The organism is Chitiniphilus purpureus, from assembly GCF_025642115.1.
Classification (GTDB): Bacteria; Pseudomonadota; Gammaproteobacteria; order Burkholderiales; family Chitinibacteraceae; genus Chitiniphilus; species Chitiniphilus purpureus.
Window position 1 is genome coordinate 1,829,253 of the sequence record NZ_CP106753.1, and the last position, 23,997, is coordinate 1,853,249.

23 protein-coding genes are annotated in these 23,997 nt (G+C 67.6%); 13 read left to right on the forward strand and 10 right to left on the reverse strand.

Annotated features, from left to right (window positions below; translation table 11 throughout):
* Positions 1 to 45 precede the first annotated feature (45 nt).
* The 4 genes from N8I74_RS08515 to N8I74_RS08530 all read left to right on the forward strand — a co-directional run bounded on the left by N8I74_RS08515 (position 46) and on the right by N8I74_RS08530 (position 2,344).
* The gene (locus tag N8I74_RS08515) at positions 46 to 390 is read left to right on the forward strand and encodes a DMT family protein (protein ID WP_263126465.1); all 345 of its coding nucleotides are present in this window, start codon (positions 46 to 48) and stop codon (positions 388 to 390) included.
* A gap of 122 nt (positions 391 to 512) precedes the next feature.
* The gene (locus N8I74_RS08520) at positions 513 to 677 is read left to right on the forward strand and encodes a hypothetical protein (protein ID WP_263126466.1); all 165 of its coding nucleotides are present in this window, start codon (positions 513 to 515) and stop codon (positions 675 to 677) included.
* Positions 678 to 686: 9 nt separating this feature from the next.
* On the forward strand, positions 687 to 1,451 hold the full coding sequence (locus N8I74_RS08525; RefSeq protein WP_263126467.1) for a histidine phosphatase family protein: 765 nt from the start codon (positions 687 to 689) through the stop codon (positions 1,449 to 1,451).
* On the forward strand, positions 1,448 to 2,344 hold the full coding sequence (locus N8I74_RS08530; RefSeq protein WP_263126468.1) for an NAD(P)H-hydrate dehydratase: 897 nt from the start codon (positions 1,448 to 1,450) through the stop codon (positions 2,342 to 2,344). The genes N8I74_RS08525 and N8I74_RS08530 overlap by 4 nt, the downstream gene beginning before the upstream one ends.
* Positions 2,345 to 2,382: 38 nt before the next feature.
* Here the strand turns inward: N8I74_RS08530 and N8I74_RS08535 are convergent, their stop codons facing one another.
* Complete coding sequence (locus N8I74_RS08535; protein ID WP_263126469.1) at positions 2,383 to 2,817, reverse strand: low affinity iron permease family protein; 435 nt, start codon at positions 2,815 to 2,817, stop codon at positions 2,383 to 2,385.
* A gap of 183 nt (positions 2,818 to 3,000) precedes the next feature.
* On the opposite strand from N8I74_RS08535, the gene N8I74_RS08540 reads away from it, so the two are divergent.
* The gene (locus N8I74_RS08540; RefSeq protein WP_263126470.1) at positions 3,001 to 3,501 is read left to right on the forward strand and encodes a pyridoxamine 5'-phosphate oxidase family protein; all 501 of its coding nucleotides are present in this window, start codon (positions 3,001 to 3,003) and stop codon (positions 3,499 to 3,501) included.
* A gap of 179 nt (positions 3,502 to 3,680) precedes the next feature.
* On the opposite strand, the gene pdeM is transcribed toward N8I74_RS08540, so the two are convergent.
* From pdeM to N8I74_RS08560, 4 genes are read right to left on the reverse strand one after another with little or no spacing between them, the layout of a single operon-like run.
* Positions 3,681 to 4,343 carry a ligase-associated DNA damage response endonuclease PdeM gene (pdeM, locus tag N8I74_RS08545; protein ID WP_263126471.1) on the reverse strand — a complete coding sequence of 221 codons (663 nt, stop codon included), beginning with the start codon at positions 4,341 to 4,343 and terminating at the stop codon, positions 3,681 to 3,683.
* A complete protein-coding gene (locus tag N8I74_RS08550) occupies positions 4,340 to 6,856 on the reverse strand; it encodes a ligase-associated DNA damage response DEXH box helicase (RefSeq protein ID WP_263126472.1) in 2,517 nt (838 codons plus the stop codon). Before N8I74_RS08550 ends, pdeM begins: the two co-directional genes overlap by 4 nt.
* Entirely contained in the window at positions 6,853 to 8,487 is a 1,635-nt protein-coding gene (locus N8I74_RS08555; protein ID WP_263126473.1) for an ATP-dependent DNA ligase, read from the reverse strand. The genes N8I74_RS08550 and N8I74_RS08555 overlap by 4 nt, the downstream gene beginning before the upstream one ends.
* Positions 8,484 to 9,491, reverse strand: a complete 1,008-nt coding sequence (locus tag N8I74_RS08560) for a ligase-associated DNA damage response exonuclease (protein ID WP_263126474.1) — start codon at positions 9,489 to 9,491, stop codon at positions 8,484 to 8,486. Before N8I74_RS08560 ends, N8I74_RS08555 begins: the two co-directional genes overlap by 4 nt.
* 213 nt (positions 9,492 to 9,704) lie before the next feature.
* On the opposite strand from N8I74_RS08560, the gene upp reads away from it, so the two are divergent.
* On the forward strand, positions 9,705 to 10,331 hold the full coding sequence (upp, locus tag N8I74_RS08565) for a uracil phosphoribosyltransferase (RefSeq protein ID WP_263126475.1): 627 nt from the start codon (positions 9,705 to 9,707) through the stop codon (positions 10,329 to 10,331).
* A 155-nt stretch (positions 10,332 to 10,486) separates the two neighbouring features.
* Positions 10,487 to 11,719 (forward strand): uracil-xanthine permease family protein, encoded by a 1,233-nt coding sequence (locus N8I74_RS08570; protein WP_263126476.1) that lies wholly within the window; start codon positions 10,487 to 10,489, stop codon positions 11,717 to 11,719.
* 94 nt (positions 11,720 to 11,813) lie between these two features.
* Here the strand turns inward: N8I74_RS08570 and N8I74_RS08575 are convergent, their stop codons facing one another.
* Positions 11,814 to 12,386 carry a YIP1 family protein gene (locus N8I74_RS08575; protein WP_263126477.1) on the reverse strand — a complete coding sequence of 191 codons (573 nt, stop codon included), beginning with the start codon at positions 12,384 to 12,386 and terminating at the stop codon, positions 11,814 to 11,816.
* A gap of 161 nt (positions 12,387 to 12,547) precedes the next feature.
* Here N8I74_RS08575 and N8I74_RS08580 point away from each other — a divergent pair, with 161 nt between their 5' ends.
* The 6 genes from N8I74_RS08580 (at position 12,548) to yegS (ending at position 21,069) form a co-directional block, all read left to right on the forward strand.
* Positions 12,548 to 14,233, forward strand: a complete 1,686-nt coding sequence (locus N8I74_RS08580; RefSeq protein WP_263126479.1) for a glutamine--tRNA ligase/YqeY domain fusion protein — start codon at positions 12,548 to 12,550, stop codon at positions 14,231 to 14,233.
* Complete coding sequence (locus N8I74_RS08585) at positions 14,230 to 14,655, forward strand: hypothetical protein (RefSeq protein ID WP_263126480.1); 426 nt, start codon at positions 14,230 to 14,232, stop codon at positions 14,653 to 14,655. Before N8I74_RS08580 ends, N8I74_RS08585 begins: the two co-directional genes overlap by 4 nt.
* 66 nt (positions 14,656 to 14,721) lie before the next feature.
* Entirely contained in the window at positions 14,722 to 16,428 is a 1,707-nt protein-coding gene (locus N8I74_RS08590) for an ABC transporter ATP-binding protein/permease (RefSeq protein WP_263126481.1), read from the forward strand.
* 37 nt (positions 16,429 to 16,465) lie between these two features.
* Positions 16,466 to 17,539 carry a uroporphyrinogen decarboxylase gene (hemE, locus tag N8I74_RS08595; protein WP_263126482.1) on the forward strand — a complete coding sequence of 358 codons (1,074 nt, stop codon included), beginning with the start codon at positions 16,466 to 16,468 and terminating at the stop codon, positions 17,537 to 17,539.
* 351 nt (positions 17,540 to 17,890) lie between these two features.
* A complete protein-coding gene (locus N8I74_RS08600; RefSeq protein ID WP_263126483.1) occupies positions 17,891 to 20,062 on the forward strand; it encodes a primosomal protein N' in 2,172 nt (723 codons plus the stop codon).
* A gap of 92 nt (positions 20,063 to 20,154) precedes the next feature.
* A complete protein-coding gene (gene yegS, locus N8I74_RS08605; RefSeq protein ID WP_263126484.1) occupies positions 20,155 to 21,069 on the forward strand; it encodes a lipid kinase YegS in 915 nt (304 codons plus the stop codon).
* 64 nt (positions 21,070 to 21,133) lie between these two features.
* Here yegS and N8I74_RS08610 read toward each other — a convergent pair whose 3' ends face one another.
* From N8I74_RS08610 to gspL, 4 genes are read right to left on the reverse strand one after another with little or no spacing between them, the layout of a single operon-like run.
* Entirely contained in the window at positions 21,134 to 21,472 is a 339-nt protein-coding gene (locus N8I74_RS08610; protein ID WP_263126485.1) for a P-II family nitrogen regulator, read from the reverse strand.
* A gap of 51 nt (positions 21,473 to 21,523) precedes the next feature.
* Positions 21,524 to 22,252 (reverse strand): type II secretion system protein N, encoded by a 729-nt coding sequence (gspN, locus tag N8I74_RS08615; RefSeq protein ID WP_263126486.1) that lies wholly within the window; start codon positions 22,250 to 22,252, stop codon positions 21,524 to 21,526.
* Positions 22,249 to 22,713, reverse strand: coding sequence for a type II secretion system protein M (locus N8I74_RS08620; RefSeq protein WP_263126487.1), 465 nt, complete (start codon positions 22,711 to 22,713; stop codon positions 22,249 to 22,251). The genes gspN and N8I74_RS08620 overlap by 4 nt, the downstream gene beginning before the upstream one ends.
* 2 nt (positions 22,714 to 22,715) lie before the next feature.
* The gene (gene gspL, locus N8I74_RS08625) at positions 22,716 to 23,813 is read right to left on the reverse strand and encodes a type II secretion system protein GspL (RefSeq protein WP_263126488.1); all 1,098 of its coding nucleotides are present in this window, start codon (positions 23,811 to 23,813) and stop codon (positions 22,716 to 22,718) included.
* Positions 23,814 to 23,997: the final 184 nt, after the last annotated feature.

Consider the following 23,997-nt stretch of genomic DNA (forward strand, 5'->3'; position numbering starts at 1 on the left):
TGCGTAAACTCGCGAATTCTAGCAAAACCTCCCCCTGATCGTGCCATGAACCTACCCGCCGGTGTGCTCGCACCATTGTTGTTGATCGCCTCCAATCTTTTTATGACTTTTGCATGGTATGGCCACCTCAAGCATATGAACGCGGCGCCCTGGTGGATCGCCGCGCTGGTATCGTGGGCCATCGCGTTGTTCGAATACCTGCTGCAGGTGCCGGCCAACCGCATCGGCTTCACCGTGTATTCGCTGGCGCAGCTCAAGATCATGCAGGAGGTCATCACGCTGGGGCTGTTCGTCCCGTTTGCGGTGTACTACATGGGGCAGCCGTTCAAGCTCGATTTTGTGTGGGCCGGCCTGTGTCTGGTCGGGGCGGTGTACTTCATGTTCCGCTGAGCCTGCTGCGGGCGGGCCGCGCCGGCCGGGACGCTGTCCTACGTGCGGGCAGGTGGCTGTCCTATGGCTGTGCTGACGGGGCGGGAGTACAACGGGGGCATCAATGCCCGAGGGAGGCCGTCATGTCGCAGCACACCCCGCAACCCCGCCATGATCGCGAGGCACAGCGCGATCTCACCGAGAACGAGCGCGCCGAACAACGGAGCCGGCGCCAGGGTGAGGCCGGGCGTCAGGCGCCGTTCGATCACGACACGGGTGCGCCTTACCCCGGTCAACGTACCGAGTGAGCGGCCGCGATGGCCGAGCAGAAATGGCCGCAGCGGCTCTGGCTGGTGCGGCATGGGCAAAGCGCCGGCAATGTGGCGCGTGATGCGGCCGAGGCCGCGCGCCTGCCGACCATAGACATTGCCGAGCGCGACATGGACGTGCCCTTGTCCACCCTGGGTGAACGGCAGGCCAAGGCGCTCGGGCAATGGTTCGGCGCAATGCCGCGCCAGGCGCAGCCCGACGTGGTGTTGTGCTCGCCCTACCTGCGCGCACTGCAGAGCGCCCGGTTGCTGGTCGACGCGGCGGGGCTGACGCAAGCCACGCTGGTACAGGATGAGCGCCTGCGCGAGAAGGAGTTCGGCATCACCGACCGGCTTACCAGGACAGGGATCGCCGCGCGTTATCCAGAGCTTGCCGAGCAGCGGGCGCATGTCGGCAAGTTCTATTTCCGCCCGCCGGGCGGCGAAAGTTGGTGCGATGTGATCCTGCGGCTGCGGAACGTGATCGACACCCTGACCCGCGAATATCGCGGTGAGAATGTGCTGGTGGTGGGGCACCAGGTGATCGTCAACTGCTTTCGTTATCTGCTCGAACGGCTCGATGAGCAGCGCATCTTGGAAATCGACCGGATGGCGGATGTGCCCAACTGTTCGGTGACGAGCTATCGCTTCGACCCGGCGCAGGGGCGCTCCGGCAAGCTGGTGCTGGAACAGGTGAATTTCGTGGTGCCGCTGGCCGAAGGACACGCGCCCATCACCACTGAACCCGATGCCCCGGTGGCACCCAAACCATGATGCCGCACGCAATATTGACGCTGGAGCCTGCGCTATTGGATGAGGCGGCGCTGCACGACTGGCCACTGCCACAGCCCGATGCCAGCGGTGACAAGGAGTCGCGTGGGCATGTGCTGGTGGTGGGCGGCAGTGTCCAGATGCCAGGCGCCGTGGTACTTGCAGCCACCGCCGCGTTGCGTGCCGGTGCCGGCAAGCTCACCGTGGCGACGACCGCACCCGCTGCACCGATGGCGGCAGCCATGTTGCCTGAGGCCAGGGTGATCGCGCTGCCGGAAACCCAGCAGGGTGGCCTGGCACCGGAAGGGGCCGCGGCGCTGAACGACCTGCTCCCGAGAGTTGATGCGCTGCTGATCGGTCCGGGCATGCAGGACGAAGCCGCCGCTGCCGCCCTGGTCAACGCGGTACTGCCCGCGCTGGGGACGTTGCCATTGGTGCTGGATGCGACGGCCATGGCCGGCTGGACGTGGCAGCCGCCCCGCGAGGGCAACGTGCTGCTCACGCCGCATGCAGGGGAGCTGGCGCATCTGACCGAGCTGGACAAGGCCGAGGTGCTGAAGGATCCGCTTGGCGCTGTCCGCACCGCCGCTGCCCGCTGGGGTGCAACGGTGGTGCTCAAGGGTGCCGTCACCCACATCGCCCGCCCGGACGGCCGGATCTGGCGCCACCAGGGGGGCAATGCGGGGCTCGGTGTCTCCGGTTCCGGCGACGTGCTGGCCGGCGTCATCGCCGGATTGGCCGCACGCGGGGCAACCTTGGAACAGGCGGCCGCCTGGGGCGTGGCAATGCATGCGCAGGCCGGCGAAGCGCTGGCGGCGCGTATCGGCCCCTTGGGCTATCTGGCACGCGAAATCGCCGATGAAATCCCGCGGCGCCTTGCCAGGCACTGCCCGTAACGCGGCCTGCACAGGCCATGCCATGCCCGGCGCTATGATCAGGCCGAGTTGCGGGGCCGTTCCCGATCAAGGGTCTGCAACACGTCGTCCAGCCGCTCGTGTGTTTTGGAAGCAATCTCCACGTATTGCCGCTTCAACTCGGCCAATTCCTGATCGTCCAGTTCCTCGGCCTGGATCATCTGATTGCGCGCGCCATGCACGGCTCGGATCAGCTCGTCCAGCTTGAGTTGCAGCGCCTGGGTATCGCGGTTCTGGGTGTGCTGGATCAGGAATACCATCAGAAAGGTGATGATGGTGGTGCCGGTGTTGATCACCAGCTGCCAGGTATCGGAGAAATCGAACAGCGGGCCGGTCACGATCCAGATCAACACCAGCGCTGCCGCCAGCAGAAAGGTGCGTGGCGCCCCGGAGGCGACGGCTGCCCATTGGGCAAAACGATTGAACAGGGCGGGGCCCGGGCGACCCCGCTTCATGGCTGTTCCTCCCCAAGTGATCGGGTGGCAGGCCCAGGCGGGTGGGGCGAAGGATGGCGGCAAAAGCAGACCATGGCATCGATCGGAAAAGAAGACAGCCTGGATACAAGCACCTTTCATGCCATTGCGATCGGAATGGAATTTGCATGAGCAGGGCTTTTCCGAACGAGAAAGGCCCCGATCATGGATGAGCATCACCCCGACCGACAGGCACTCCAGGCGCAGCTGGCGCATTTCCGCTTTGGCATGCTGACTACTTTCGATGCCGAACTGGGCCAGCTGCGCAGCCGGCCGATGACCAATCAGCAGTTGGAATTCGACGGCACGCTGTGGTTCTTCACCGCCGACACCACCGGCACCTACCGTGAGGTGACGCGCGAACATCACGTCAACCTCAGCTACGCCGATCCGGATGCGATGCGCTTCGTCTCGGTTTCGGGCCTCGCTTCGGTGGTGCGTGACCGCGAGCGCGCCAGCGCCTTATGGAGCCCGGTCTATCAGGCGTTCTTCCCCGGCGGCCTGGACGATCCGCATCTGGTGCTGCTGCGCGTCGACATCACCCAAGCCGAGTACTGGGAGGCGTCCTCCGGCCGTATGGTGCAGTTGTACCGGCTGGCCAAGGCGGCATTGACCGGCCGGCCGGCTGACCTGGGCACCGAACACCGCCGGCTCGACCGGATCTAGGGGTCTGGACTCTGCTCTTCCAGCATGGCGCCCACCGCTGTCCGGCACTACCGGTGTTGAAGGGGGTGCCGGGCAGTTTTTACACCGGATTGCGCAAAGCCTGCATGGCGCCGCAACGGGGTGCTGCGGCTTTTCAGACCGGTAGCCGGTGCCGCGCTGGCGAGCGATGATGGGGGACTTCAGCCGCGCACTGGCGGCACCGGCCATACCTGCCCGTCCCCAACCAGATAGATCCGGCGCCCAGGCGCCGATGCCACGGTCCAACTGCCGGTGAAGTCACCGAAGGCCGGCAGCACGCCAAGATCGTCCTCGATACTGAAGCAGGGCAGGCGCACCCGGTCGCGCCCCGGGCCTTGCAGCACATAGGCCGGATGTACATGTCCGGCCAGCACGATCCGGCCCGGCTCGCGGTGCGGTTCGTGCCGCAGCAGAAACGGTCCGGCCGGCTGCTCGGCCACCGTGTCGATCCCGAGCGCGTCCGGCAGCGGGCCGGCATGGCGGTCATGGTTGCCGCGTACCAGCAGGCAGTCCAGCCCCGGATGCCGGGCCCGCCAGGCGGCCAGGCGCTCCAGCAGCGCCGGTGTCAGTGCTTCGCGGGCGTGCAGCAGGTCGCCAAGGAAGATGAGGCTGGTGGTTTCGTATCGCGCCAGCACAGCGTCGAGCCGCGCCAGATTGGTCGCGGTGGTGCCATCGGGGACCGGCTGGCCGCGGGCGCGGAATGTCGCTGCCTTGCCCAGGTGCAGATCGGCAAGCAGCAGCAGACGCCGGGCTGGCCAGTACAGGGCCTTGTCCGGCAGCAGCCAGAGTGTTTCGCCGGCCAGCGACAGTGCCAGATGGCTCATGGGCGGCGGCGCCTGCGCGGCGGGGCCACTGCGGCCGGCTGCTCGAAGGCGAGCGACGCGGCCACATCCGTCGTCGCCTCGCCCCCGGCGGCGCGTTCGAGTTCCGCCAGCATGCGGGCGATGCGCTCGGCCAGTTTTTCCGAGCCCAACCGCTCGCGAAAGCGCGCCACCATCAGTGGAAAGGCAAAGGGCGTCGGCCGTTTGAGCGCCTGGTGCACTAGGCGGCGCGTGCGCAATGTGGCAAGCGTTTCGGCCAGCCGCTGCCCTTCCAGCTCCTGCCACAGCACCTCATGCTCGGCCTGTGCCAGCAGCCGGTTGTCCGGGTCGTGCTGCCGGAATACCTCGTAGAACAGGCTGGATGAAGCCTGCAACTGGCGCGCGCTTTTGGCCGCGCCGGGGTAGCCGTTGAACACCAGCCCCGAGATCCGGGCGATTTCGCGAAAGCGCCGCTGCGCCAGTTCGCCGGCGTTCAGACCGGCAAGCAGATCCTGCAGCAGCCCGGCGTCATCGAACAGCGCCGGCTGCAACCGGGCCGGCCAATCGATGGCGGTGGCGGACAGCAGCTCAAGGCCGTAGTCATTCACCGAGATCGAGAACGTGACCGGTTGCTGCCGGGCAAGGCGCCAACCGAGCAGGCTGGCCAGCCCCAGATGCACCTGCCGACCGGCGAACGGGTAGAGAAACAGGTGCCAGCCTTCGCGCGAGCGCAATGATTCGGCCAGCAGCGTATCCCGGCCCGGCAGGGCGGACCAGGCGGCCTGCAGCGAAAGCAGCGGGGCTGCGCAGCGCAGCTCCGGGCTGTCCAGTTGCCCGGCCGCCGCGTGTTCCAGCTGCGCGAGCATCGCGTCTGCCAGCTCAGTGGAAAGCGGCATGCGTCCGCCGTTCCAGCGCGGCACCGCCGCACGGGCCCCGCCTGCCAGTCGCACGTAGGCCACCATGCCATGCACCCGGACCAGTTCCAGCAGACGCCCGGCGAACAGGAATGCCTCGCCCGGCCTGAGCCGTGCGATGAAGCTTTCCTCCACTGTGCCGAGCCGACCTCCGCGCAGAAACTGCACCGTCACGCCGGCGTCGCTGACGATGGTGCCGATGCCCATCCGGTGCCGCCTTGCCACCTGCGCGTCGGGCACGCGCCAGTCGCCGGCATCGTCCGGCGCCACCCGGCGATATTCCGGATACGCGTGCAACGAAGGGCCCCCCTGACGCACGAAGGCCAGCGCCCATTGCCACTCGTCGTCGGCAAGCTCGCGATAGGCCCAGGTGCTGCGGATCTCGGGCAGCAGGGTCTCGGGGCGGAATCCGCCGCCGAGCGCAACGGTGACCAGATGCTGCACCAAGACATCCAGCGGTTTCTCCGGCGAGCGGCGCGCTTCGAGCTGGCCGGCCTTTGCCGCCTGTCGTGCCGCGGCGGCTTCGATCAGCTCCAGGCTGTGCGTGGGCACCAGCGTGATCCGGGGCCGGCGCCCCGGGGCGTGGCCGGCGCGGCCGGCGCGCTGCAGCAAGCGCGCCACGCCTTTGACCGACCCGATCTGCAGTACGCGCTCCACCGGCGAGAAGTCCACCCCCAGATCCAGGCTGCTGGTACAGACCACTGCCTTGAGCCGGCCCTGCTTCAACCCCTGTTCCACCCAGTCGCGTACCTCGCGGTCGAGCGAGCCGTGGTGCAACGCGATCAGGCCGGCCCAATCGGGGCGTGCCTCGAGCAGGGCCTGGTACCAGCGTTCGGCTTGCGAGCGGGTATTCAGGAACACCAGGCTGCTGCCGGCGGCCTCAAGCTCGGTGATGAGCGCCGGCAGCATGCGCAACCCAAGGTGACCAGCCCAGGGAAAGCGTTCCGGCCGGGCCGGCAGCAGGGTGTCGATCTGCGGCAGCCGGTCCGACCGGCCCTCCACCAGCCGGCCCGTGGCGCCGCCCAGCAGCACCGCCGAGGCGTGTGCGAGATCGCCGAGCGTCGCCGAGAGCCCCCAGGTCAGCAGCGTCGGATTCCATTGCCGCAATCGGGCCAATGCGAGCTGGACCTGTACCCCGCGTTTGTTGCCCAGCAGTTCATGCCACTCGTCGACGACCACCATGCGTACCGAACGCAACGCTGCGCGCGCATCCGCGCGGGCCAGCAGCAGCGACAGGCTTTCGGGGGTGGTGATCAGTGCACTGGGCAGCCGCCGCGCCTGCCGGGCCCGCTCGGCGCTGCCGGTATCACCGGTGCGCAGACCCAGGGTCCAGCCGGGTGCGAGCGCCGCCATTGGTTCGGCCAGGGCCCGCTCGGTATCGCTGGCTAGCGCGCGCATCGGGGTCAGCCACAGCACCGTGAGCGGTGCCGCGGCGGCCGGATCGGCAAAGCGTGCCAGCGCCGCCAGCCAGACCGCATGGGTCTTGCCGGCGCCGGTGCCGGCATGCAGCAGCCCGGATTCACCCTCTGCCACCGCCCGCCATACCGTGCGTTGGAACGGGAACGGCCGCCAGCCACGGGTGGCCAGCCAGTCCTGCGGGCGGGTCGGCCGGGCCCTGGTCATGATCCGGCCGGCAGCAGGGCCTGCAGCGTGGCGAGGGTGTCGGCCTCGGCGATCGGCTTGTCGTGCCGCCAGCGCAGGATGCGTGGAAAGCGCACCGCCACGCCGCTCTTGTGCCGGGTGCTGCGTGCAATGCCTTCGAAGCCCAGCTCGAATACCAGGGCTGGCGTCACGCTGCGTACCGGGCCGAACTTTTCCACGGTATGGCGGCGGATGTACTGATCGACGTCGCGGATCTCCTCATCGGTGAGGCCCGAATACGCCTTGGCGAACGGCACCAGCTGGCGCTGTGGACCGTCGCCATCCCAGACGGCGAAGGTGTAGTCGGTATACAGGCTGGCGCGGCGGCCATGTCCGGCCTGGGCATAGATCAGCACCGCGTCCACCGAGTAGGGGTCGATCTTCCATTTCCACCACACGCCCACATCCTTGGTGCGGCCCGCCCCGTAGGCGCTGGCCAGCGCCTTGAGCATCACCCCTTCCACACCCAGCGACCGTGATTGTCCGCGCAGTGCAGCCAGCGCCGGCCAATCGGCCGCCTGCAGCAGCGGCGAGCAGCGCAGTGCGGGTGCGGCACGCGCGGCCAGCACCGCTTCCAGCTGGGCGCGGCGCGTCTGCAGCGGCCGCGCCCGCCAGTCCTCGCCTTGCCATTCGAGCAGGTCATAGGCGAGCAGGGCCGCCGGCGCCTCGCGCAGCAACGCAGCGCCCAGTGTCTTGCGGCCGATACGCTGCTGCAACAGCGCGAACGGCTGCACCTGTCCATCGCGCCAGATCACGATCTCGCCGTCGAGCACGGTGCCGTCGGGCAGCCCTTCGGCCAGTGCCGCCAATTCCGGAAAACGCTCGGTGACCAGTTCCTCGCCACGTGACCACAGCCAGCAGGTCCCATCGCGCTTGACCAGCTGGGCGCGGATGCCATCCCATTTCCACTCGGCCTGCCAGGCGGCGAGCGGCCCAAGCTGGGCCGCCGGGTCCCCCTGCAATGGATGGGCGAGGAAAAACGGGTAGGGCGCCCCGCCACGGCGCGTGGTGGCGTCCGGCGGCGCGATCAGTGCCTGGAATTGCTCGGCGCCCGGCCGTGCGGCGAGGTGGGTGTAGGCCACCAGCCGTTGCGCCACGAGTTTGGCATCCACCCCGGCCACCGCGGCCAGTGCCCGCGTCACCAGCAGCCGGGAGACGCCGACGCGCAGGCTGCCGGTGATCAGCTTGGTGGCAACGAACACGCCTTGCCGGTCCAATTGCCGCCACAGCTGCGACAGGCGTGTCGCCAGCGCGTCGGGCGCCATGCCACGCAGCGGCAGCAGACGCTGCTCCAGCCACCCGGCCAGGCCCGCCCCTTCCTCGTCGGCACCGTCGCCGGCCGGCACCACCAGCGCGATGGTCTCCGCCAGATCCCCCACGGCGTGGTAGCACTCGTCGAACAGCCATTCCGGCAGGCCCGCCGCTTCGCGTGCCAACTGGCGCAGCAGTTTCGCCGGCACCAGTTGGCGCGGTTTGCCGCCGGCGAGGAAGTACACCGCCCACGCGGCGTCCTCGGGGGGCGCACTGGCGAAATAGGTTTGCAGGGCGGCGAGCTTGGCGTTGCTGGACGTAGTGGCATCCAGCGCTGCATAAAGCTGGGCGAACCGCTTCATGCCGCCACTCCGATCGGTGTGTCATCCTCGTCGCCGTATTCGGTCTGCAGGGTCTGCGCCGCCAGGCCCTCGGTTTCGCACAGCCAGCGCACCAGCGGCCCGCTCTGGCCGTGGGTGACGAAGACACGCTCGGCGCCGGTGGCGGCGATGGCGGTCAGCAGGCCCGGCCAGTCGGCATGGTCGGAGACCACGAATCCACGATCGACAGCGCGCCGGCGCCGTGCGCCGCGCAGTTGCATCCAGCCACTGGCGAAGGCATCGGCGTAGTCGCCGAAGCGCCGCAGCCACGGGCTGTTCTGCGCCGATGGCGGTGCCAGCACCAAGGCGTGTTTCAAACCGGCCGGATCGACCTCGGCGACCGACCGGGTCGGCGGCAGCGCAACACCTGCCGTGCGATAGACCGCGTTGAGCGGCTCGACGGCGCCGTGCGCGACCAGCGGGCCGATGGCCGGATCCAGGCCGGCCAGGATGCGTTGTGCTTTGCCCAGGGCGTAGCAGAACAACACCGAGGTGCGGCCCTGTGCCGCGTTGCCGCGCCACCAGTCGTTGATCTGCGCGAAAAGCGCCGCCTGCGGCTGCCAGCGATAGATGGGCAGACCGAAGGTCGATTCGGTGATGAAGGCATTGCAGCGGACCGGCTCGAACGGGGCGCAGGTGGCATCGGCTTCCACCTTGTAGTCACCCGAGGCAACCCAGACCTCGCCGCCATGCTCCAGCCGCACCTGCGCCGAGCCCAGCACGTGCCCCGCCGGATGCAGGCTCAGCCGTACACCGTGATGCAGGATGGACGTGCCGTAGGGCAGGGTCTCCAGCGAGATCCCGCCCAGCCGCGCGCGCAGGACGCCTGCGCCGGGCGCCGCGGCAAGGTAGTGGGCGTGACCCACACGGGCGTGGTCGCCATGGCCATGGGTGATCACGGCGCGTTCCACCGGCCGCCAGGGATCGATGTAGAAATCGCCGGCCGGGCAGTACAGCCCTTGCGGCCGTGCAACGATAAGCGCCATGGCGTTCCTGTCACGCGGATGCGGATGTGAGGATGGACCGGCCGGCAGCCCGCGTTGTTCGGTGTATTTTGCGCTTGCCTGCGCCGCATTTGCGCCCATGGCACAGGCATGACCCGGCTGGTGGGCGTGGCAAGCGCCCTAGCGTGTTTCGCCAATGGCACGCTCAAGGCCGCCACTTACAATGGAAGGGTTTGCCCTTCACCCGGAACCGCCATGCAGATCACCATCGTCGATCACCCACTGGTCCAGCACAAGCTGGCGCTGTTGCGCGAAGCGGATGTCAGCACCAACAAGTTCCGCCTGCTCACCGAAGAGCTGGCACGCCTGCTGGCCTACGAGGCCACCCGTGATCTGGCGCTGGAACCCACGTCGATCCAGGGCTGGTGCGGCGAAGTGACGGTGCGCAAGATCAAGGGCAAGAAGCTGACAGTGGTACCCATCCTGCGCGCGGGGCTGGGCATGCTGGGCGGCGTGCTCGATCTGGTGCCCTCGGCCAAGATCAGCGTGGTGGGGCTGGCGCGCAACGAAGAGACGCTGCAGCCCGAGCCGTACTTCGAGAAGTTTGTCGGCAGCCTGGATGACAGGCTGGCACTGATCATCGATCCCATGCTTGCCACCGGTGGTTCGATGGTCGCCACCATCGACATGCTCAAACGCAAGGGCTGCCAGCACATCAAGGCGATCGTGATGGTGGCCGCGCCCGAAGGGGTTCGGCTCGTCAATGCCTGCCATCCAGACGTGCCGCTCTACTGCGCCGCATTGGACAGCCATCTGGACGAGCATGGCTACATCATTCCGGGGTTGGGCGACGCCGGCGACAAGATCTTCGGCACCAAGTAAGCCCGGGTTGCGCGTGATCATGGCGGCAGCATGTACTGCCCGCCGTTGCGCATGACGCGTGTGCCCAGCCCGCAGGGCTGCGCTATGGTGCCAGGCGCTGGCCGCGTCCGCCGTGATCGGTGCGCAGCGGCGCAGATCCATAAAAGGGGGTTGAGATGTTCGGAATACTGAAACAGGCGGTCTCCGGCGCGCAGATCCTGTTCGTCGCCTTCGGGGCCTTGGTGCTCGTGCCGCTGCTGACCGGGCTCAATCCGGCGATGGCGTTGTTGGGCGCAGGGGTGGGCACGCTGATCTTCCAGTGGCTGACCGGGCGGCAGGTGCCGATCTTCCTCGGCTCGTCGTTCGCGTTCATCGGGCCCATCATCGTCGCCATGCAGACCTGGGGCCAGGGCGCGACCCAGTTCGGGCTGATCGTCGCCGGCTTCATGTATTTCGTCGTCGCAGGGCTGATCCGGTGGCGCGGCATGGGCTTGATCAACCGGCTGCTGCCGCCGGTGGTGATCGGGCCGGTGATCATGGTGATCGGGCTGTCGGTGGCTGTTGCCGCGTCGGGCATGGCCATGGGGCAGTCGGGCGGCAAGCAGCTCTTGCCCTACGGTGTCTCGCTGCTGCTTGCGACGATTTCATTGGCGATTACCGTGGTCGTGGCGGTGTTCGCCGGCGGCATGCTGCGGCTGGTGCCCATCCTGTGCGGCGTCATCGTCGGGTACATCGCGGCGCTGGCGCTGGGCGTGGCCGATGTCTCGGCCGTTGCCGCGGCGCCATGGTTTGCAATGCCTGCCTGGGTGGCACCGGAGATCAGCTGGGCGGCGGCACTGTTCATGCTGCCGGTGGCGATCGCGCCGACCATCGAGCATATCGGCGCGGTGATGGCAGTGGGCAAGGTCGCCGGGCAGGACTACACGGTCAGGCCCGGCCTGCATCGCACGCTGGCCGGCGACGGCGTGGGGGTGTGCTTTGCCGGCTTTGTCGGCGGTCCGCCGATCACCACCTATTCCGAAGTGACCGGCGCGCTGATGATCACCCGCAACTTCAACCCGGTGATCATGAGCTGGGCTGCGGTGCTGGCGGTGATCCTGGCGTTCTTCGGCAAGTTCAACGCCATCCTCACCTCGATTCCGCTGCCGGTCATGGGCGGCATCATGGTGCTGCTGTTCGGCACCATCGCCAGCATCGGCCTCAAGACGCTGATCGATGCCAAGGTGGATCTGATGGCACCGCGCAATCTGGTGATCGTCTCGGTGGTGCTGACCTGCGGCATCGGCGGCCTCACGCTCAGGCTCGGCGATTTCAGCCTCGCGGGGGTCGGCCTCGTCAGCATCCTTGCCATCGTGCTCAACCTCGTGCTGCCGCGTACCGCCGGGGCCGGGGCCGGGGCGACCCGGTGAGCCGCCGTGCCGGCATGAAGGGGCAGCGCTGAGCGCAGCGACGGGGCAAATGAAAAGAGCGGGTGGTCCCGCTCTTTTCAATGCGCGCGTTGCCTCATCCGTTCATCATCGGGACCAGCACGAGGATGCTGAGGATCGCCCACGCGCCCGCACCGATCCACATCACGAGGTAGGTCAGGTCACGCACCTCATCGCGCCGCTCGTAGCCGGCCATGGTCGGCACACCGTGGTATACCAGCGCGCAGGCGGCCAGCAGGCCCAGCACGGCACAGGCGATGTTGAAGCCAAGGTTGGGCACGAACAGCGTCAGCGACGACAGCCACATCGGCACGGCGGCGATTGCCGCCAGCAGGAAGCCGTGGTCGAAGCTGCTGCTGTCCACCTGCCGTGCGGTCAGCCGGTGCACCACCCAGCCCATCAGTACCACGGTCGCCAGCTCGGCCGCAAGGAAGATCGCCGCGAGCATCGCCCAGCCGGACAGACCCAGCGCCGGGGCATAGTACCCGCCCGAACGCATGCCGGCGTACAGGATCATCAGCGCCGGCAGCAGCGACAGCGGCAGCACCAGCTTGAAGAACACCGCGCGCGCATGTGGATGCGTGGCGCGCAGCTCGTCCCAGCCCTGATGGAACGAAACGAACATTTGGGAATAGTCAGCCAGTTTCATGGACAACCTCCTGCTGCGTATCCGATCAACAGGATCGGAATGCCAGCTTAGACTGGGTGCGGGACACTAATTCCACGGGTATGACCGACGGTGGCGCAGCGCAGCGGGCGGAGGCTTTCCGCTACAATCAACCTTCTTTGAACCCGCGCCCCTTTTCCAGCATGAGCAACGACGTACCGGCCAGCAATTTCATCCGCCAAATCATCGAGGCCGATCTTGCCTCGGGCAAGCATCGCCAGGTGGCGACGCGCTTCCCACCCGAGCCCAACGGCTATCTGCACATCGGGCACGTCAAGGCCATCCAGATCAACTTCGGACTGGCGCAGGATTTCAACGGCTGCTGCAACCTGCGCATGGATGACACCAATCCGGAGAAGGAAGAGGACGAGTACGTCAACGCGATCCAGGAGGATGTGCGCTGGCTCGGGTTCGACTGGCATGGCCAGACCCGTTTCGCGTCTGACTATTTCCAGCGGCTCTACGACTATGCCGAGGAACTCATCCTTGCCGGCAAGGCTTTCGTGTGCGACCTCACGCCCGAAGCGATGCGCGAACACCGCGGCGATTTCGTCAGGCCGGGCAAGGACAGCCCCTACCGCAACCGCAGCGTCGAGGAGAACCTCGAGCTTTTTCGCCGGATGAAGGCAGGCGAGTTCGAGGACGGCAGCAAGACGCTGCGACTCCGGATCGACATGGCCTCGCCCAACCTGAACCTGCGCGATCCGGTCATCTATCGCATCAAGCGCGCGCATCACCATCGCACCGGCGACAACTGGTGCATCTACCCGATGTACGACTACACCCACTGCATCTCCGATGCGCTGGAAGGCATCACCCATAGCCTGTGCTCGCTCGAATTCGAGGATCACCGGCCGCTGTACGACTGGGTGCTCGACAACATCACCATCGACGCCCACCCGCAGCAGATCGAGTTCTCACGGCTGGAGCTGCTCTACACCATCACCTCCAAGCGCAAGCTGATGCAGCTGGTGCAGGAGGGGTTCGTCGGCGGCTGGGATGATCCGCGGATGACCACGGTATCGGGCATGCGCCGGCGTGGCTACACACCGGAAGGGTTGCGGCTCTTTGCCCAGCGCGTCGGCGTCTCCAAGTCCGAGAACGTGGTCGACTTCAGCGTGCTCGAAGGCGCGGTGCGCGAGTCGCTGGAGGAATCGAGCCCGCGCATCATGGCGGTGCTCGATCCGCTCAAGGTGACGCTCACCAACTACGAAGCGGGCCGCACCGGCTCGCGTAGCGCGCCGTTCCACCCGCATCATCCCGAGTTTGGCGAGCGCGAGGTGCCCATCGGCGCAACCCTGTGGATCGAGCGCGACGATTTCGCCGAGGTGCCGCCCAAGGGCTGGCAGCGCCTGACCCCGGGCGGTGAGGTGCGGTTGCGCTATTCCTATGTGATCCGGTGCGACGACGTGGTCAAGGATGCGGACGGCAACGTCGTCGAGCTCAAGTGCAGCATCGACCACGACACGCTGGGCCAGAACCCGGTGGGCCGCAAGGTCAAGGGCGTGATCCACTGGGTCAGCGAAGCGCACTCGGTGCCGGCCCAGGTGCGGCTCTACGACCGGCTCTTCACTGTGCCGCGTCCGGATGCCGTGCGCGGCGAGGACGGCCAGTACCTCGACTTCAAGCAGTTCATCAATCCCGATTCGCTCAGGACGGTGACCGCCTACGTGGAACGGGTGGCGCTTGACCTGCCGGCCGAGGCGCGCTACCAGTTCGAGCGGCTGGGCTATTTCGTCACCGACCGCCGCGACCATCGGCCGGGTGAGCAACTGGTGTTCAACCGCACCGTGACGCTCAAGGATTCCTGGGCCAAGGAGCAGGCATGAGGCAGGCGCTGCGCAACGGCTTTGCCTGGGCAGCGCTGCTGCCGGGCATCGTGCTGGCCGACCCCGGGCCCGCGGCTTCCAGCGAGCCCGCCGCCGCGCCACGGCGCGCCGTGATCCATCGTGGCGAGCCGGGCCAGACGCCGGTGGAGGCCGCCTACCGGTATCTGAAGGACCGGATCGCCGACGAGTATGGCGTTGCGCCTTACCGCGAACTGCGCATCGAGCAGCGCGCGCTGGGGGCGGATGCGCACCGGATTGCGCTGCAGATGCAGCTGAAGGGCTGGCCGGACGGCGCGGTGGCGGCCTACCGCTTCAATTTCGCGCTGTCGTTCGAAGCGCCATCCACCTGGGTGATCGAACAGGTACGCGAGGATTGGCAATGCCGGCGCGGCAAGGGCTGGACGCAGCGGCCTTGCCGATAGCCATTGCCGGACCGGAAACCGCAGGCACGCCGGATGCCTGCGCCATCAGCAGCAAGGGGAGAGCGGATGGACCAAGAACAACGCATCAGCAAGCGTGAGCTGTTCCGTAATTTCTGGCGATTGGCCAAGCCCTATTGGGTCTCGGAGGAAAGATGGCGCGCCGGTGCCCTGCTGGCTGCGGTGGTCGCGCTGAGCCTTGGCATCGTCTACATGAACGTGCAGTTCAATGCCTGGTACAGCGTGTTCTACAACACGCTGCAGAACCTGGATGCCAAGGGATTCTGGCAGGCCATCGTCAAGTTCACCTGGCTCGCCGGCATCTACATCGTGATTGCCGTGTACGCCAACTATCTGCAGCAGTTGCTGGAGATTCGCTGGCGTCGTTGGATGACCGAGCACTTCAATCAACGTTGGCTCGATCACCAGGGCTACTACCGGCTGCAGTTGACCGACAAGGAAACCGACAACCCTGATCAGCGGATCGCCGAGGACATCAACCAGTTCGTTTCGCTGACGCTGGGATTGTCGCTGGGGCTGTTGCGCTCGGTGGTGACCTTTGTGTCGTTCGTCTCCATCCTGTGGGCGCTGTCGGGGCCGCTGAGCTTTGCCTTCGCCGGGCGGACCTGGGAAATCCAGGGCTACATGCTGTGGGTGGCGCTGATCTACGCCGCAGTGGGGACCGCCATCACGATCTGGATCGGCAAGCCGCTGGTGGGCCTGAATTTCGAACAGCAACGGCGCGAGGCCAATTTCCGTTTCGCCCTGATCCGTGTCCGGGAGAACGCGGAATCGATCGCGCTGTATGAAGGCGAGCGGCAGGAGGCGCACACCTTGCGCACCCGCTTCCAGCACGTGCTGGCCAATGCGCTGACCTTGATTGGCAGGCAAAAGCGCCTGTCGTGGTTCACCACCTTCTGGGGGCAGCTTGCCATCATCTTCCCGATGCTGGTGGGCGCGCCGCGCCTGTTTGCCAAGGAAATCCAGCTGGGTGGCCTGATGCAGATCGTCAATGCGTTCGGCAAGGTCTACGACTCGCTGGAATTCGTGATCAGCAGCTTCAATTCACTTGCGGTATGGAAGGCGGTGATCGACCGGTTGGCGCTGTTCGAACGTGGGCTATTCAAGGCCGGCGCCCTGGCGGTGATCGCGCCAGCCCCGGCGGAGGAACGTTTCGACGCCGCCGCGCTCGAGGTACGCAAGCCCGACGGGCGCGTGTTGCTTGCCGATCTGGCGTTCTCGTTGCAGCGTGGCGAGCGTCTGCTGGTGCAAGGTCTGTCGGGCACCGGCAAGAGCACGCTGCTGCGCACGCTCGCGGGCATCTGGCCGTTTGCCCAGGGGCGGACCGCCTATCCGGATGATGCATTGTTCCTGTCGCAACGACCCTATATGCCGCTCGGGACCTTGCGCGAGCTGCTGTGCTACCCGCGCGAGGTGGCGGTCGACGACGCGACGCTGGCCGAGCTGCTGCACAAGGTACATCTGCCGCATCTGGCCGGGCGTCTGGACGAGGTGGACAGCTGGTCGCACATCCTGAGTCTGGGTGAGCAGCAGCGGATCGCCATCGCCCGCGCGCTGCTGGAGCGTCCGCAGGTGCTGGTGCTCGACGAGGCCACCTCGTCGATCGACGAGCCGACCGAGTCCGCGCTCTACCAGACGCTGATCCGCGACCTGCCCGGCGCGATCATGATCAGCGTCGGCCATCGTTCGTCGCTGCGCGCGTTCCACAACCGCTTTCTCGATTGCCAGGGCGAGGGCCGCTGGGCATTGAGCTGAATCTGACGCGGCCGGCGGGCCGCCTCCCGGAACATCCATGACCACACTGAAAAATGACACCTTCCTGCGCGCGCTGCTGCGCGAACCCACTGGGTACACGCCGGTCTGGCTGATGCGCCAGGCCGGGCGCTATCTGCCCGAGTATTGCGCCACACGCAAACGTGCCGGCTCGTTCCTACAGCTGTGCAAGTCCACCGACCTTGCCACCGAAGTGACGCTGCAGCCGCTGGAACGCTTCCCGCTCGATGCCGCCATCCTGTTCTCCGACATCCTCACCGTGCCCGACGCCATGGGGCTGGGGCTCTACTTCGCCGAAGGCGAGGGGCCCCGGTTCGAGCGGCCGCTGCAGGATGAGGCCGCGATCCGCGCGCTGGCCGTGCCCGACGTGGGCAGCGATCTGGCCTACGTGACCGACGCCGTGCGCAGCATCCGCCGCGCCCTAGATGGCCGCGTCCCATTGATCGGTTTCTCGGGCAGCCCGTTCACGCTGGCCTGCTACATGATCGAAGGCGGTGGCTCAAGCGATTTCCGGCGCGTCAAGACGCTGCTGTACGACCGCCCGGACCTGCTGCACCACGTACTCGATATCACGGCCCGTGCCGTCACCGACTACCTCAATGCCCAGATCGCCGCCGGTGCGCAGGCGGTGCAGATCTTCGATACCTGGGGCGGGGCGCTCGCCTACGGCAAGTACCAGGAATTCTCGCTGGGCTATATGCAGCGCATCGTGGCCGGCCTCACCCGCGAGGCGGAGGGCCGCCAGGTGCCGGTCATCGTGTTCACCAAGGGTGGCGGGCTGTGGCTGGAAGACATTGCCGACATCGGATGCGACGCCATCGGCCTGGACTGGACCATGAACCTGGCCCAGGCCCGCGCACGCGTGGGCGGGCGCGTCGCGCTGCAGGGCAACTTCGACCCGAGCGCACTCTTTGCCAACCCGCAGGCGATCGATGCCGAGGTGGGGCGCTTGCTGGCGGACTACGGCCATGGCGGCGGCCACGTGTTCAACCTTGGCCATGGCATCAACCAGTTCACGCCGCCCGAGCATGTCGCCGTGCTGGTCGATGCGGTCCATCGGCATTCATTGCCTTACCACGCGCCGGCGCCGTGAATCTGAGGCAAAACAAGCCGTTACCTGCGCTTGCTCGTGCAAAGGTCGCGGTTTCGGCCTTAAGTTATGCACAAGCACGGTAAGCTGACGCTCCGGCTTGTCAAGCAGGGCGCGCAGTGCCACCCCCGATCCGGGGTGTTTTTTCAAGGTGTTGATTTTTAAGTATTTTTCTGTTTGGTGTAAAAAATAGGCAATCTAGCTGGTGGCCCATAAAAACAAGGGTTCGAACGAGATATCGCCAGATTGCACACAAAGTTATCCACAAGAGTTGTGGGTAGTTGTGCAGTACCTGGCCGTACCCCTCACGCTGACGTGTGCAATGTCCCAGCGCATGCCGCGGATGGGGGGAGGATGAGCGAGCGTTTTGCCACGGTTGCGCTTGATGTACCGCTGGCGCGCCTGTTCGACTATCGGCTGCCGCCCGGGCTTGCGCCCATGGTCGGGCAGCGCATCGTGGTGCCGTTCGGCAAGCAGGTCCTGTCCGGCATCGTCGTGGCCGTGCACGCCCAGCAGCCGGCGCTGGAGCAAGTGCGGGATGCCTTGCTGGCACCGTCCGACATGCCGGCGCTGCCCGAGGATGTGCTGGCGCTGTGCCGCTTCTGTACCGATTACTACGCCTATCCGTTCGGCGCCGTGCTGGCCGCCGCGGTGCCGGGCGTGTTCCGGCTGCCCCGGCCCTGGGCCGGATCGACCGGCACGCAAGCCTATGTGGCAACCGATGCCGCGGCCCTGCTGGCGCAGGTGCCCGCACGTGCCCGCAAGCAGCGCGCCCTGGCCCAGGCACTGGCCCAGCCGCAAAGCGTGGCGGCGATCCGGCAGGTTGCCGGTGATGCGCTGCGCTGGGTGCAGGGTTGGCTGGCACAGGGGCTGGTCGCACCGGCGCGGCTGCCTGCCGCGGCGGCGCCGGGCGCCATGGCTGGCGAGATCCCGCTGCTCAACCCGGAGCAGCAGGCCGCCGTCGCCGCCATTGACGCGGCACAGGGGTTCGCCCCCTTGCTGCTGTACGGCATCACCGGCAGCGGCAAGACCGAGGTCTATCTCCGGACCATTGCGACGGCGCGCCAGCGGGGGCAGCAGGTGCTGGTGCTGGTGCCGGAGATCAATCTGACCCCGCAATTGGAAGCCCGCTTCCGCGCCCGTTTTCCACACGAGCGCATCGTCAGCCTGCACAGCGGTCTGGCCGACGGCGAGCGGGTCCGGCATTGGCTGGCGGCAGCGCAAGGAGAGGCCGGCGTGGTGCTGGGCACGCGGCTGGCGATCTTCACGCCGCTGCCGGCGCTCGGGCTGATCATCATCGATGAGGAGCACGATGCCTCGTATCGCCAGGCCGAGGGATTCCGTTATTCGGCGCGTGATGTCGCGGTGTACCGGGCCCGGTTGCGGCAGGTGCCGGTGGTACTGGGCTCGGCCACACCGGGGCTGGAGAGCTGGAAGAACGCGCGCGATGCCCGCTATCGGCTCTTGCAGCTGCGCACGCGGGCCGTCGCCGGTGCGCGGCCACCACGCATCGAGTTGCTGCCGACGCAGCGGCAGCGGATGCATGATGGCCTCGCCGAGCCGGCGCTGCAGGCGCTGCGCGAGGTGCTCGCGGCGGGCCGGCAGGCGCTGGTGTTCGTCAACCGGCGCGGTTATGCGCCGGTGTTGGCCTGCCATGACTGCGGCTGGATCTCGGCGTGCCCCCAATGCTCGGCGCGGCTGGTGCTGCACCTGGCCGATCGCCGGCTGCGCTGCCACCATTGCGGTCACGAGGAACGGGTACCCGCCGCCTGCCCGGATTGCGGCAATCAGGACCTGAAGCCGCTGGGGCAGGGGTCGCAGCGCGTGGAATCGGCGTTGGCGCAATTGTTTCCGCAGGCCAATGTGCTGCGCATCGACCGCGACAGCACCCGGCGCAAGGGCGCGCTGGGCGAAATGCTGCAGCAGGCCCACACCGGTGAGGCCGACCTGCTGGTCGGCACGCAGATGCTGGCCAAGGGCCATGATTTCCCGGGGCTGGACCTGGTGGTGGTGCTCAATGCCGACAACGGCCTGTTCAGTGTCGACTTCCGGGCCGAGGAAAGACTGTTCGCACAGTTGCTGCAGGTGGCGGGCCGTGCTGGCCGCGCCGGGCAGGCCGGGCGCGTGCTGATCCAGACCCAGTATCCCGAGCATCCGTTCTATGCCGCGCTGGTGGCGGGCGATTACGCCGCGTTCGCCGATGCACAGCTGGCTGAGCGGCGCAGCCTCGCGCTGCCGCCGTATGCCGCCTGGGCCATCGTGCGCGCCCAGGCCCGCGAGCAGGCGACTGCACTGGCGTTCCTGCGCGAAGCTGCCGCACAATTGGCCGGTTTTCCGATCCAGGTGGCGGAACCCGTGCCGGCAGCCATGGCGCGCAAGGCCGGCTGGGAGCGTGCCCACGTGGTGCTGAGCGCCCCGGGGCGCGCGCCCCTGCAGGTGGCGCTGCGGCATCTGGCCGCCACGTTGTCGGAAAACCCGCCGCGCGGGGTGCGTTGGTTGCTGGACGTCGACCCGCACGAGTTCTAGCTGGCACGGGGCAGGTGCCGCGCCGCCGGCAGTCGTGCCCGCACAATCAATCCGCGCCCCAGGGGCGCAATGGCAGAAGGTGAGCGAAGCGAATGGCAACGACCCCCGGCGATCTGGTCCGTCTGATCGTTCATGGCAAGGCGGCCGCCGATCCGGAACTGCGCGAAGCGGTGCTTGCCGCGCGCAACCAGGGCCACCGGCTGGAAGTGCGCGTCACCTGGGAGCAGGGCGATGCAGCGCGTTTCACGCATGAGGCGGTTGCCGAAGGGGCCGCCACCGTGATCGCCGGCGGCGGCGACGGCACACTCAACGAAGTGGCGGGGGCAATCCTGGCGCACGACATCGAGCAACGGCCGGTGCTGGGGCTGGTGCCGCTCGGCACGGCCAACGATTTCGCGCATGGCGCCGGCATCCCGCTTGCACCGCTGCCGGCATTGCGCCTGGCGTTGGCCGGTCCGATCGCCACGGTCGACGCGGGGCGGGTGAACGAGCGCATCTTCGTCAACATGGCCACCGGCGGCTTCGGCACCCAGCTCACCGTCGATACGCCGTCCGAGCAGAAGGAACTGCTGGGCGGTTTCGCCTATCTGCTGACCGGACTGCGCCGCTTCACCTCGATCACCGCTGATTACGGCAAGGTGGTCGGACCCGGCTTCAATTGGGAAGGCGACTTCCTGGTGCTGGCGGTGGGCAACGGCTCGCAGGCCGGTGGCGGCCACCTGCTGTGCCCACAGGCACGGCTGGACAATGGTCTGCTCGATCTGCGCATCCTGGCGGGCGAGGAACTGCTGCCCACGCTGCTGGAGCGGCTGATCGACGGCGAGGAGGCCGAAAGCGTGGTCAGTGCGCGTGTGCCATGGTTGACGCTGGAAACGCCGCACCCCGTCCATCTGAACCTGGATGGCGAACCGCTGGCCGGAACCCATTTCAGGATCGAGGCGCTGCCGGGGGCGTTGCGGTTTCGCCTGCCCGGCTACTGCCCGTTGCTCGACCGCGCGGTCGGCTGAACCGCGGCGGAGCCCGCATGGCGCGGCGCCGGCCAGACGCCGCGGACCATCGGGAACGGGTGCCTCAGATGGCGTCCTCGTTGGTTTCGCCGGTCCGGATGCGCACCACGTATTCCACCGGAGTGACGAAGATCTTGCCATCGCCGATCTTGCCGGTACGCGCGGCGTTGACGATGGCCTCGATCGCCGCCTCCACCTGCTCATCGGCCAGGATCACCTCGACCTTGGTCTTGGGCAGGAAGTCGACCACGTATTCGGCGCCCCGGTACAGCTCGGTGTGACCTTTCTGGCGGCCGAAGCCCTTGACCTCGATGACCGTCAGGCCCGAGATGCCAAGGTCGGACAAGGCTTCGCGCACTTCGTCCAGTTTGAACGGCTTGATGATCGCTTCGATCTTCTTCATATGGGGGATGCTCCTAGTCGAATTGAACGGCCTGACCATCAGGCCGGATGATCAGCGCCCCGGATCCAGCCGCAGCGTGCGCGCGTTGCCGCTGCCGCCGAGCAGATTCAGCAGCGGGGCGAACTGGGCCTCCTGGCCGCTTGCGGGGGTGAAGGTCAGCTCGCCCTGCGGTCCGGTGCCCGTCAGACGTCCGTTGCCGACAATGGCCAGCGTGCCGCCGAGCGGGGCGATCTGCCAGGTCGGCACGCTGCCTTCACGACCCAGGGTGATGCGGTAGTCGCCGAACGGATTGGCGTTCGGGGTCACCATGGCGTTGGCACGTAGCCATTGGACCACCGTGGCGTTCCAATCCGTGCGTGACAACAGCGGCGCGTCGATGCGCAGCTCGCCGCCAAGCTGGATCGCGGCCAGGCGCTTGTCCAGCGCGAACAGCGGGGCGGCCGGCAGCTGCAGCGCAACGGCCTCGGCCCGGGCGCCGCCGGCACCCAGCACCAGCCTTGCCTGGCCGGGCTGATCCCGATGCCGCGTGCTCAGTTGCCAGGCCAGCTCGCCCCGCAGCAACGCCGCCGGTTGCCACTGCCAGCGCACATCCTGCAGCAGCTGCATGCCATTGACGCCCAACTGGCCGATCCGGCCTTGCCAGAGCGTGCCTTCGACCGACCCCGCCTGCCATGGCGCGGGCAACTGCCCGATGAACAGCACCGCCGGCAGGCGCGCCAGCGCGAACAGCAGCAGGAGCGCACCGAACCACCAGCCCAGCCGCGAGACCCGGCGCCTCATCGCTGCACCTCGATGCTGAGCGAAGTGCGGCCGGGCTGGCCGGTCTCCTTGATGTCCAGCTTCATGATGCGCATCCCGCTGTCGCTGCGCAGCGCGGTCAAGAGATCGAGTGCCTGCGCAAAGGGCAGGTCGGGTGCATCCACGGCGACGCGCTGGTCGGGCAGCGCGCGGATATCGGCCTGCACTCCCGCTGCCTGCACGATGCCCTGCACGGTGCTGCGCGGGTCGCCGCTGGCGCCGGCATTGGCGCGGCTGCCCTTCAGCTGCGTGATCTGGCGCTGCATCTGCGCAAGGTCGGCCTCCAGCCGGGGCAACTGCCGCTGCAGCCGCTCGCGCGCCGTCGCCGCTGGTTGCCACAGCACCAGATAGAAGAGCGCAACCGCAAGCAGCACGCCGCAGATGCCAAGGAACACGCGCTCGCGCCCGGTGCGCTGCCGCCAGAAGAGTCGAAAGCGATCCATGTTCACTCCTGCCGCCACAAGACACCGCGGCCTTGGCTGCCCGGCTGCAACTCGAAGGCGAGCCCCGCCGCGGCGAGCTGGCGTTGGAGCGCGGCGGCGTCGCCGATCACTTCAAGTTCGAGTCGGCCCTCCGCCAGACGGATGCGTGCCAGCCGCAGCTGGGGCCCGGCCAGCGTATCGAGCCGCTGCAGCAGTGCGAGTGCATCGCCGCCGGCAGGGGCCCCGGCCGCACCTTCGGCCACCCCGGCCTCGCGCAGCCGGCTGGCAAGCTGCAGCACCGGATCGATCACCGGCACGCCGGGAAAGGCGGCGGCGAAGGTCTGGCGCATCTCGCGCTTGAGTGCCTCCGTACGCTGCTGCAGCCGCCACCACTCGGCCAGGTTGGCGACGGTGCACAGCAGCAGCAATGCCCCGGCCAGCGCGGCTACGCGGCGCCACGGCCGCCAATCGAACCGCCACGCCGGCTCGGCGGTGAAATCACCCTGCAGCAGATTGGTGTCGACCTCGACAGGGCCGGCGCATACCTGCTCCAGCGCGAGCTGGTCCACGGTTTCCCCGGCGGTCAGCACCGGGACGAGCGTCGGATCGTCGAACGGCACGGTCTCGCCCTGCGGCGAGATCAGCAATCCGGCGCCGTCGGGCAACGACAGCTGCAGCCAACCGGCGACAGCGGGCCTTGGCAGGCTGGCCAGCGGATAGGCGCCTTCGATCTGGTGGCCGGCCTGCTGCAAGCGTGCCAGCCACGCCGCAAGCCAGGCGCGCTCGAGCACAAATACCCGCCATTGCCGCTCGCCGAGCGGCTGCAGCGCAAAATGCAGCTGGGCGGCCGGCGCGAGCAGCTTGTCCTCCAGCGCGAGCGGCAGCAAGGCGCGCAACTTGGCGAGCGGCTGCCGGGGCAGGTTGACCTGGTGGGTGCTGATACGCTCAGGCGGTACCAACAGCTCCAGCCTGGCGGCATGCGGCAGCGCCCCGGGCGCATCCTGGCCCTGCGCCTGCAACTGCCCGTAGGCATTGAGGGCGAACCAGGGCAGCGGCCGGTCATCGGCCGGATCGGCACCGAGCAGCACGCGCAGGCGGGCGGGCGAAAGAGGGGCGCTCACGTCAGTTTGCAGGGGCATGCCTGAAAGATGCCGGAGTATGGCACAAACGCGCCGCGGCCACGAAGCCGGCGCAGACGTGCAAGGCCGCCTTGCCGTTGGCCTGCGCCCATTGCGCGCCAGCCAGGTTTGTGAATAGCAAATGCTTTCCCCTATAATCGGCGTTTGCCCAGGCGCAGCCCGTCGC

Bases quoted from the DNA above. Each gene is read 5' to 3' on its own strand.
- N8I74_RS08515 (WP_263126465.1), top strand. From the start codon at position 46: ATGAACCTACCCGCCGGTGTGCTCGCACCATTGTTGTTGATCGCCTCC.
- N8I74_RS08520 (WP_263126466.1), top strand. From the start codon at position 513: ATGTCGCAGCACACCCCGCAACCCCGCCATGATCGCGAGGCACAGCGC.
- N8I74_RS08525 (WP_263126467.1), top strand. From the start codon at position 687: ATGGCCGAGCAGAAATGGCCGCAGCGGCTCTGGCTGGTGCGGCATGGG.
- N8I74_RS08530 (WP_263126468.1), top strand. From the start codon at position 1,448: ATGATGCCGCACGCAATATTGACGCTGGAGCCTGCGCTATTGGATGAG.
- N8I74_RS08535 (WP_263126469.1), bottom strand. From the start codon at position 2,817: ATGAAGCGGGGTCGCCCGGGCCCCGCCCTGTTCAATCGTTTTGCCCAA.
- N8I74_RS08540 (WP_263126470.1), top strand. From the start codon at position 3,001: ATGGATGAGCATCACCCCGACCGACAGGCACTCCAGGCGCAGCTGGCG.
- pdeM (WP_263126471.1), bottom strand. From the start codon at position 4,343: ATGAGCCATCTGGCACTGTCGCTGGCCGGCGAAACACTCTGGCTGCTG.
- N8I74_RS08550 (WP_263126472.1), bottom strand. From the start codon at position 6,856: ATGACCAGGGCCCGGCCGACCCGCCCGCAGGACTGGCTGGCCACCCGT.
- N8I74_RS08555 (WP_263126473.1), bottom strand. From the start codon at position 8,487: ATGAAGCGGTTCGCCCAGCTTTATGCAGCGCTGGATGCCACTACGTCC.
- N8I74_RS08560 (WP_263126474.1), bottom strand. From the start codon at position 9,491: ATGGCGCTTATCGTTGCACGGCCGCAAGGGCTGTACTGCCCGGCCGGC.
- upp (WP_263126475.1), top strand. From the start codon at position 9,705: ATGCAGATCACCATCGTCGATCACCCACTGGTCCAGCACAAGCTGGCG.
- N8I74_RS08570 (WP_263126476.1), top strand. From the start codon at position 10,487: ATGTTCGGAATACTGAAACAGGCGGTCTCCGGCGCGCAGATCCTGTTC.
- N8I74_RS08575 (WP_263126477.1), bottom strand. From the start codon at position 12,386: ATGAAACTGGCTGACTATTCCCAAATGTTCGTTTCGTTCCATCAGGGC.
- N8I74_RS08580 (WP_263126479.1), top strand. From the start codon at position 12,548: ATGAGCAACGACGTACCGGCCAGCAATTTCATCCGCCAAATCATCGAG.
- N8I74_RS08585 (WP_263126480.1), top strand. From the start codon at position 14,230: ATGAGGCAGGCGCTGCGCAACGGCTTTGCCTGGGCAGCGCTGCTGCCG.
- N8I74_RS08590 (WP_263126481.1), top strand. From the start codon at position 14,722: ATGGACCAAGAACAACGCATCAGCAAGCGTGAGCTGTTCCGTAATTTC.
- hemE (WP_263126482.1), top strand. From the start codon at position 16,466: ATGACCACACTGAAAAATGACACCTTCCTGCGCGCGCTGCTGCGCGAA.
- N8I74_RS08600 (WP_263126483.1), top strand. From the start codon at position 17,891: ATGAGCGAGCGTTTTGCCACGGTTGCGCTTGATGTACCGCTGGCGCGC.
- yegS (WP_263126484.1), top strand. From the start codon at position 20,155: ATGGCAACGACCCCCGGCGATCTGGTCCGTCTGATCGTTCATGGCAAG.
- N8I74_RS08610 (WP_263126485.1), bottom strand. From the start codon at position 21,472: ATGAAGAAGATCGAAGCGATCATCAAGCCGTTCAAACTGGACGAAGTG.
- gspN (WP_263126486.1), bottom strand. From the start codon at position 22,252: ATGAGGCGCCGGGTCTCGCGGCTGGGCTGGTGGTTCGGTGCGCTCCTG.
- N8I74_RS08620 (WP_263126487.1), bottom strand. From the start codon at position 22,713: ATGGATCGCTTTCGACTCTTCTGGCGGCAGCGCACCGGGCGCGAGCGC.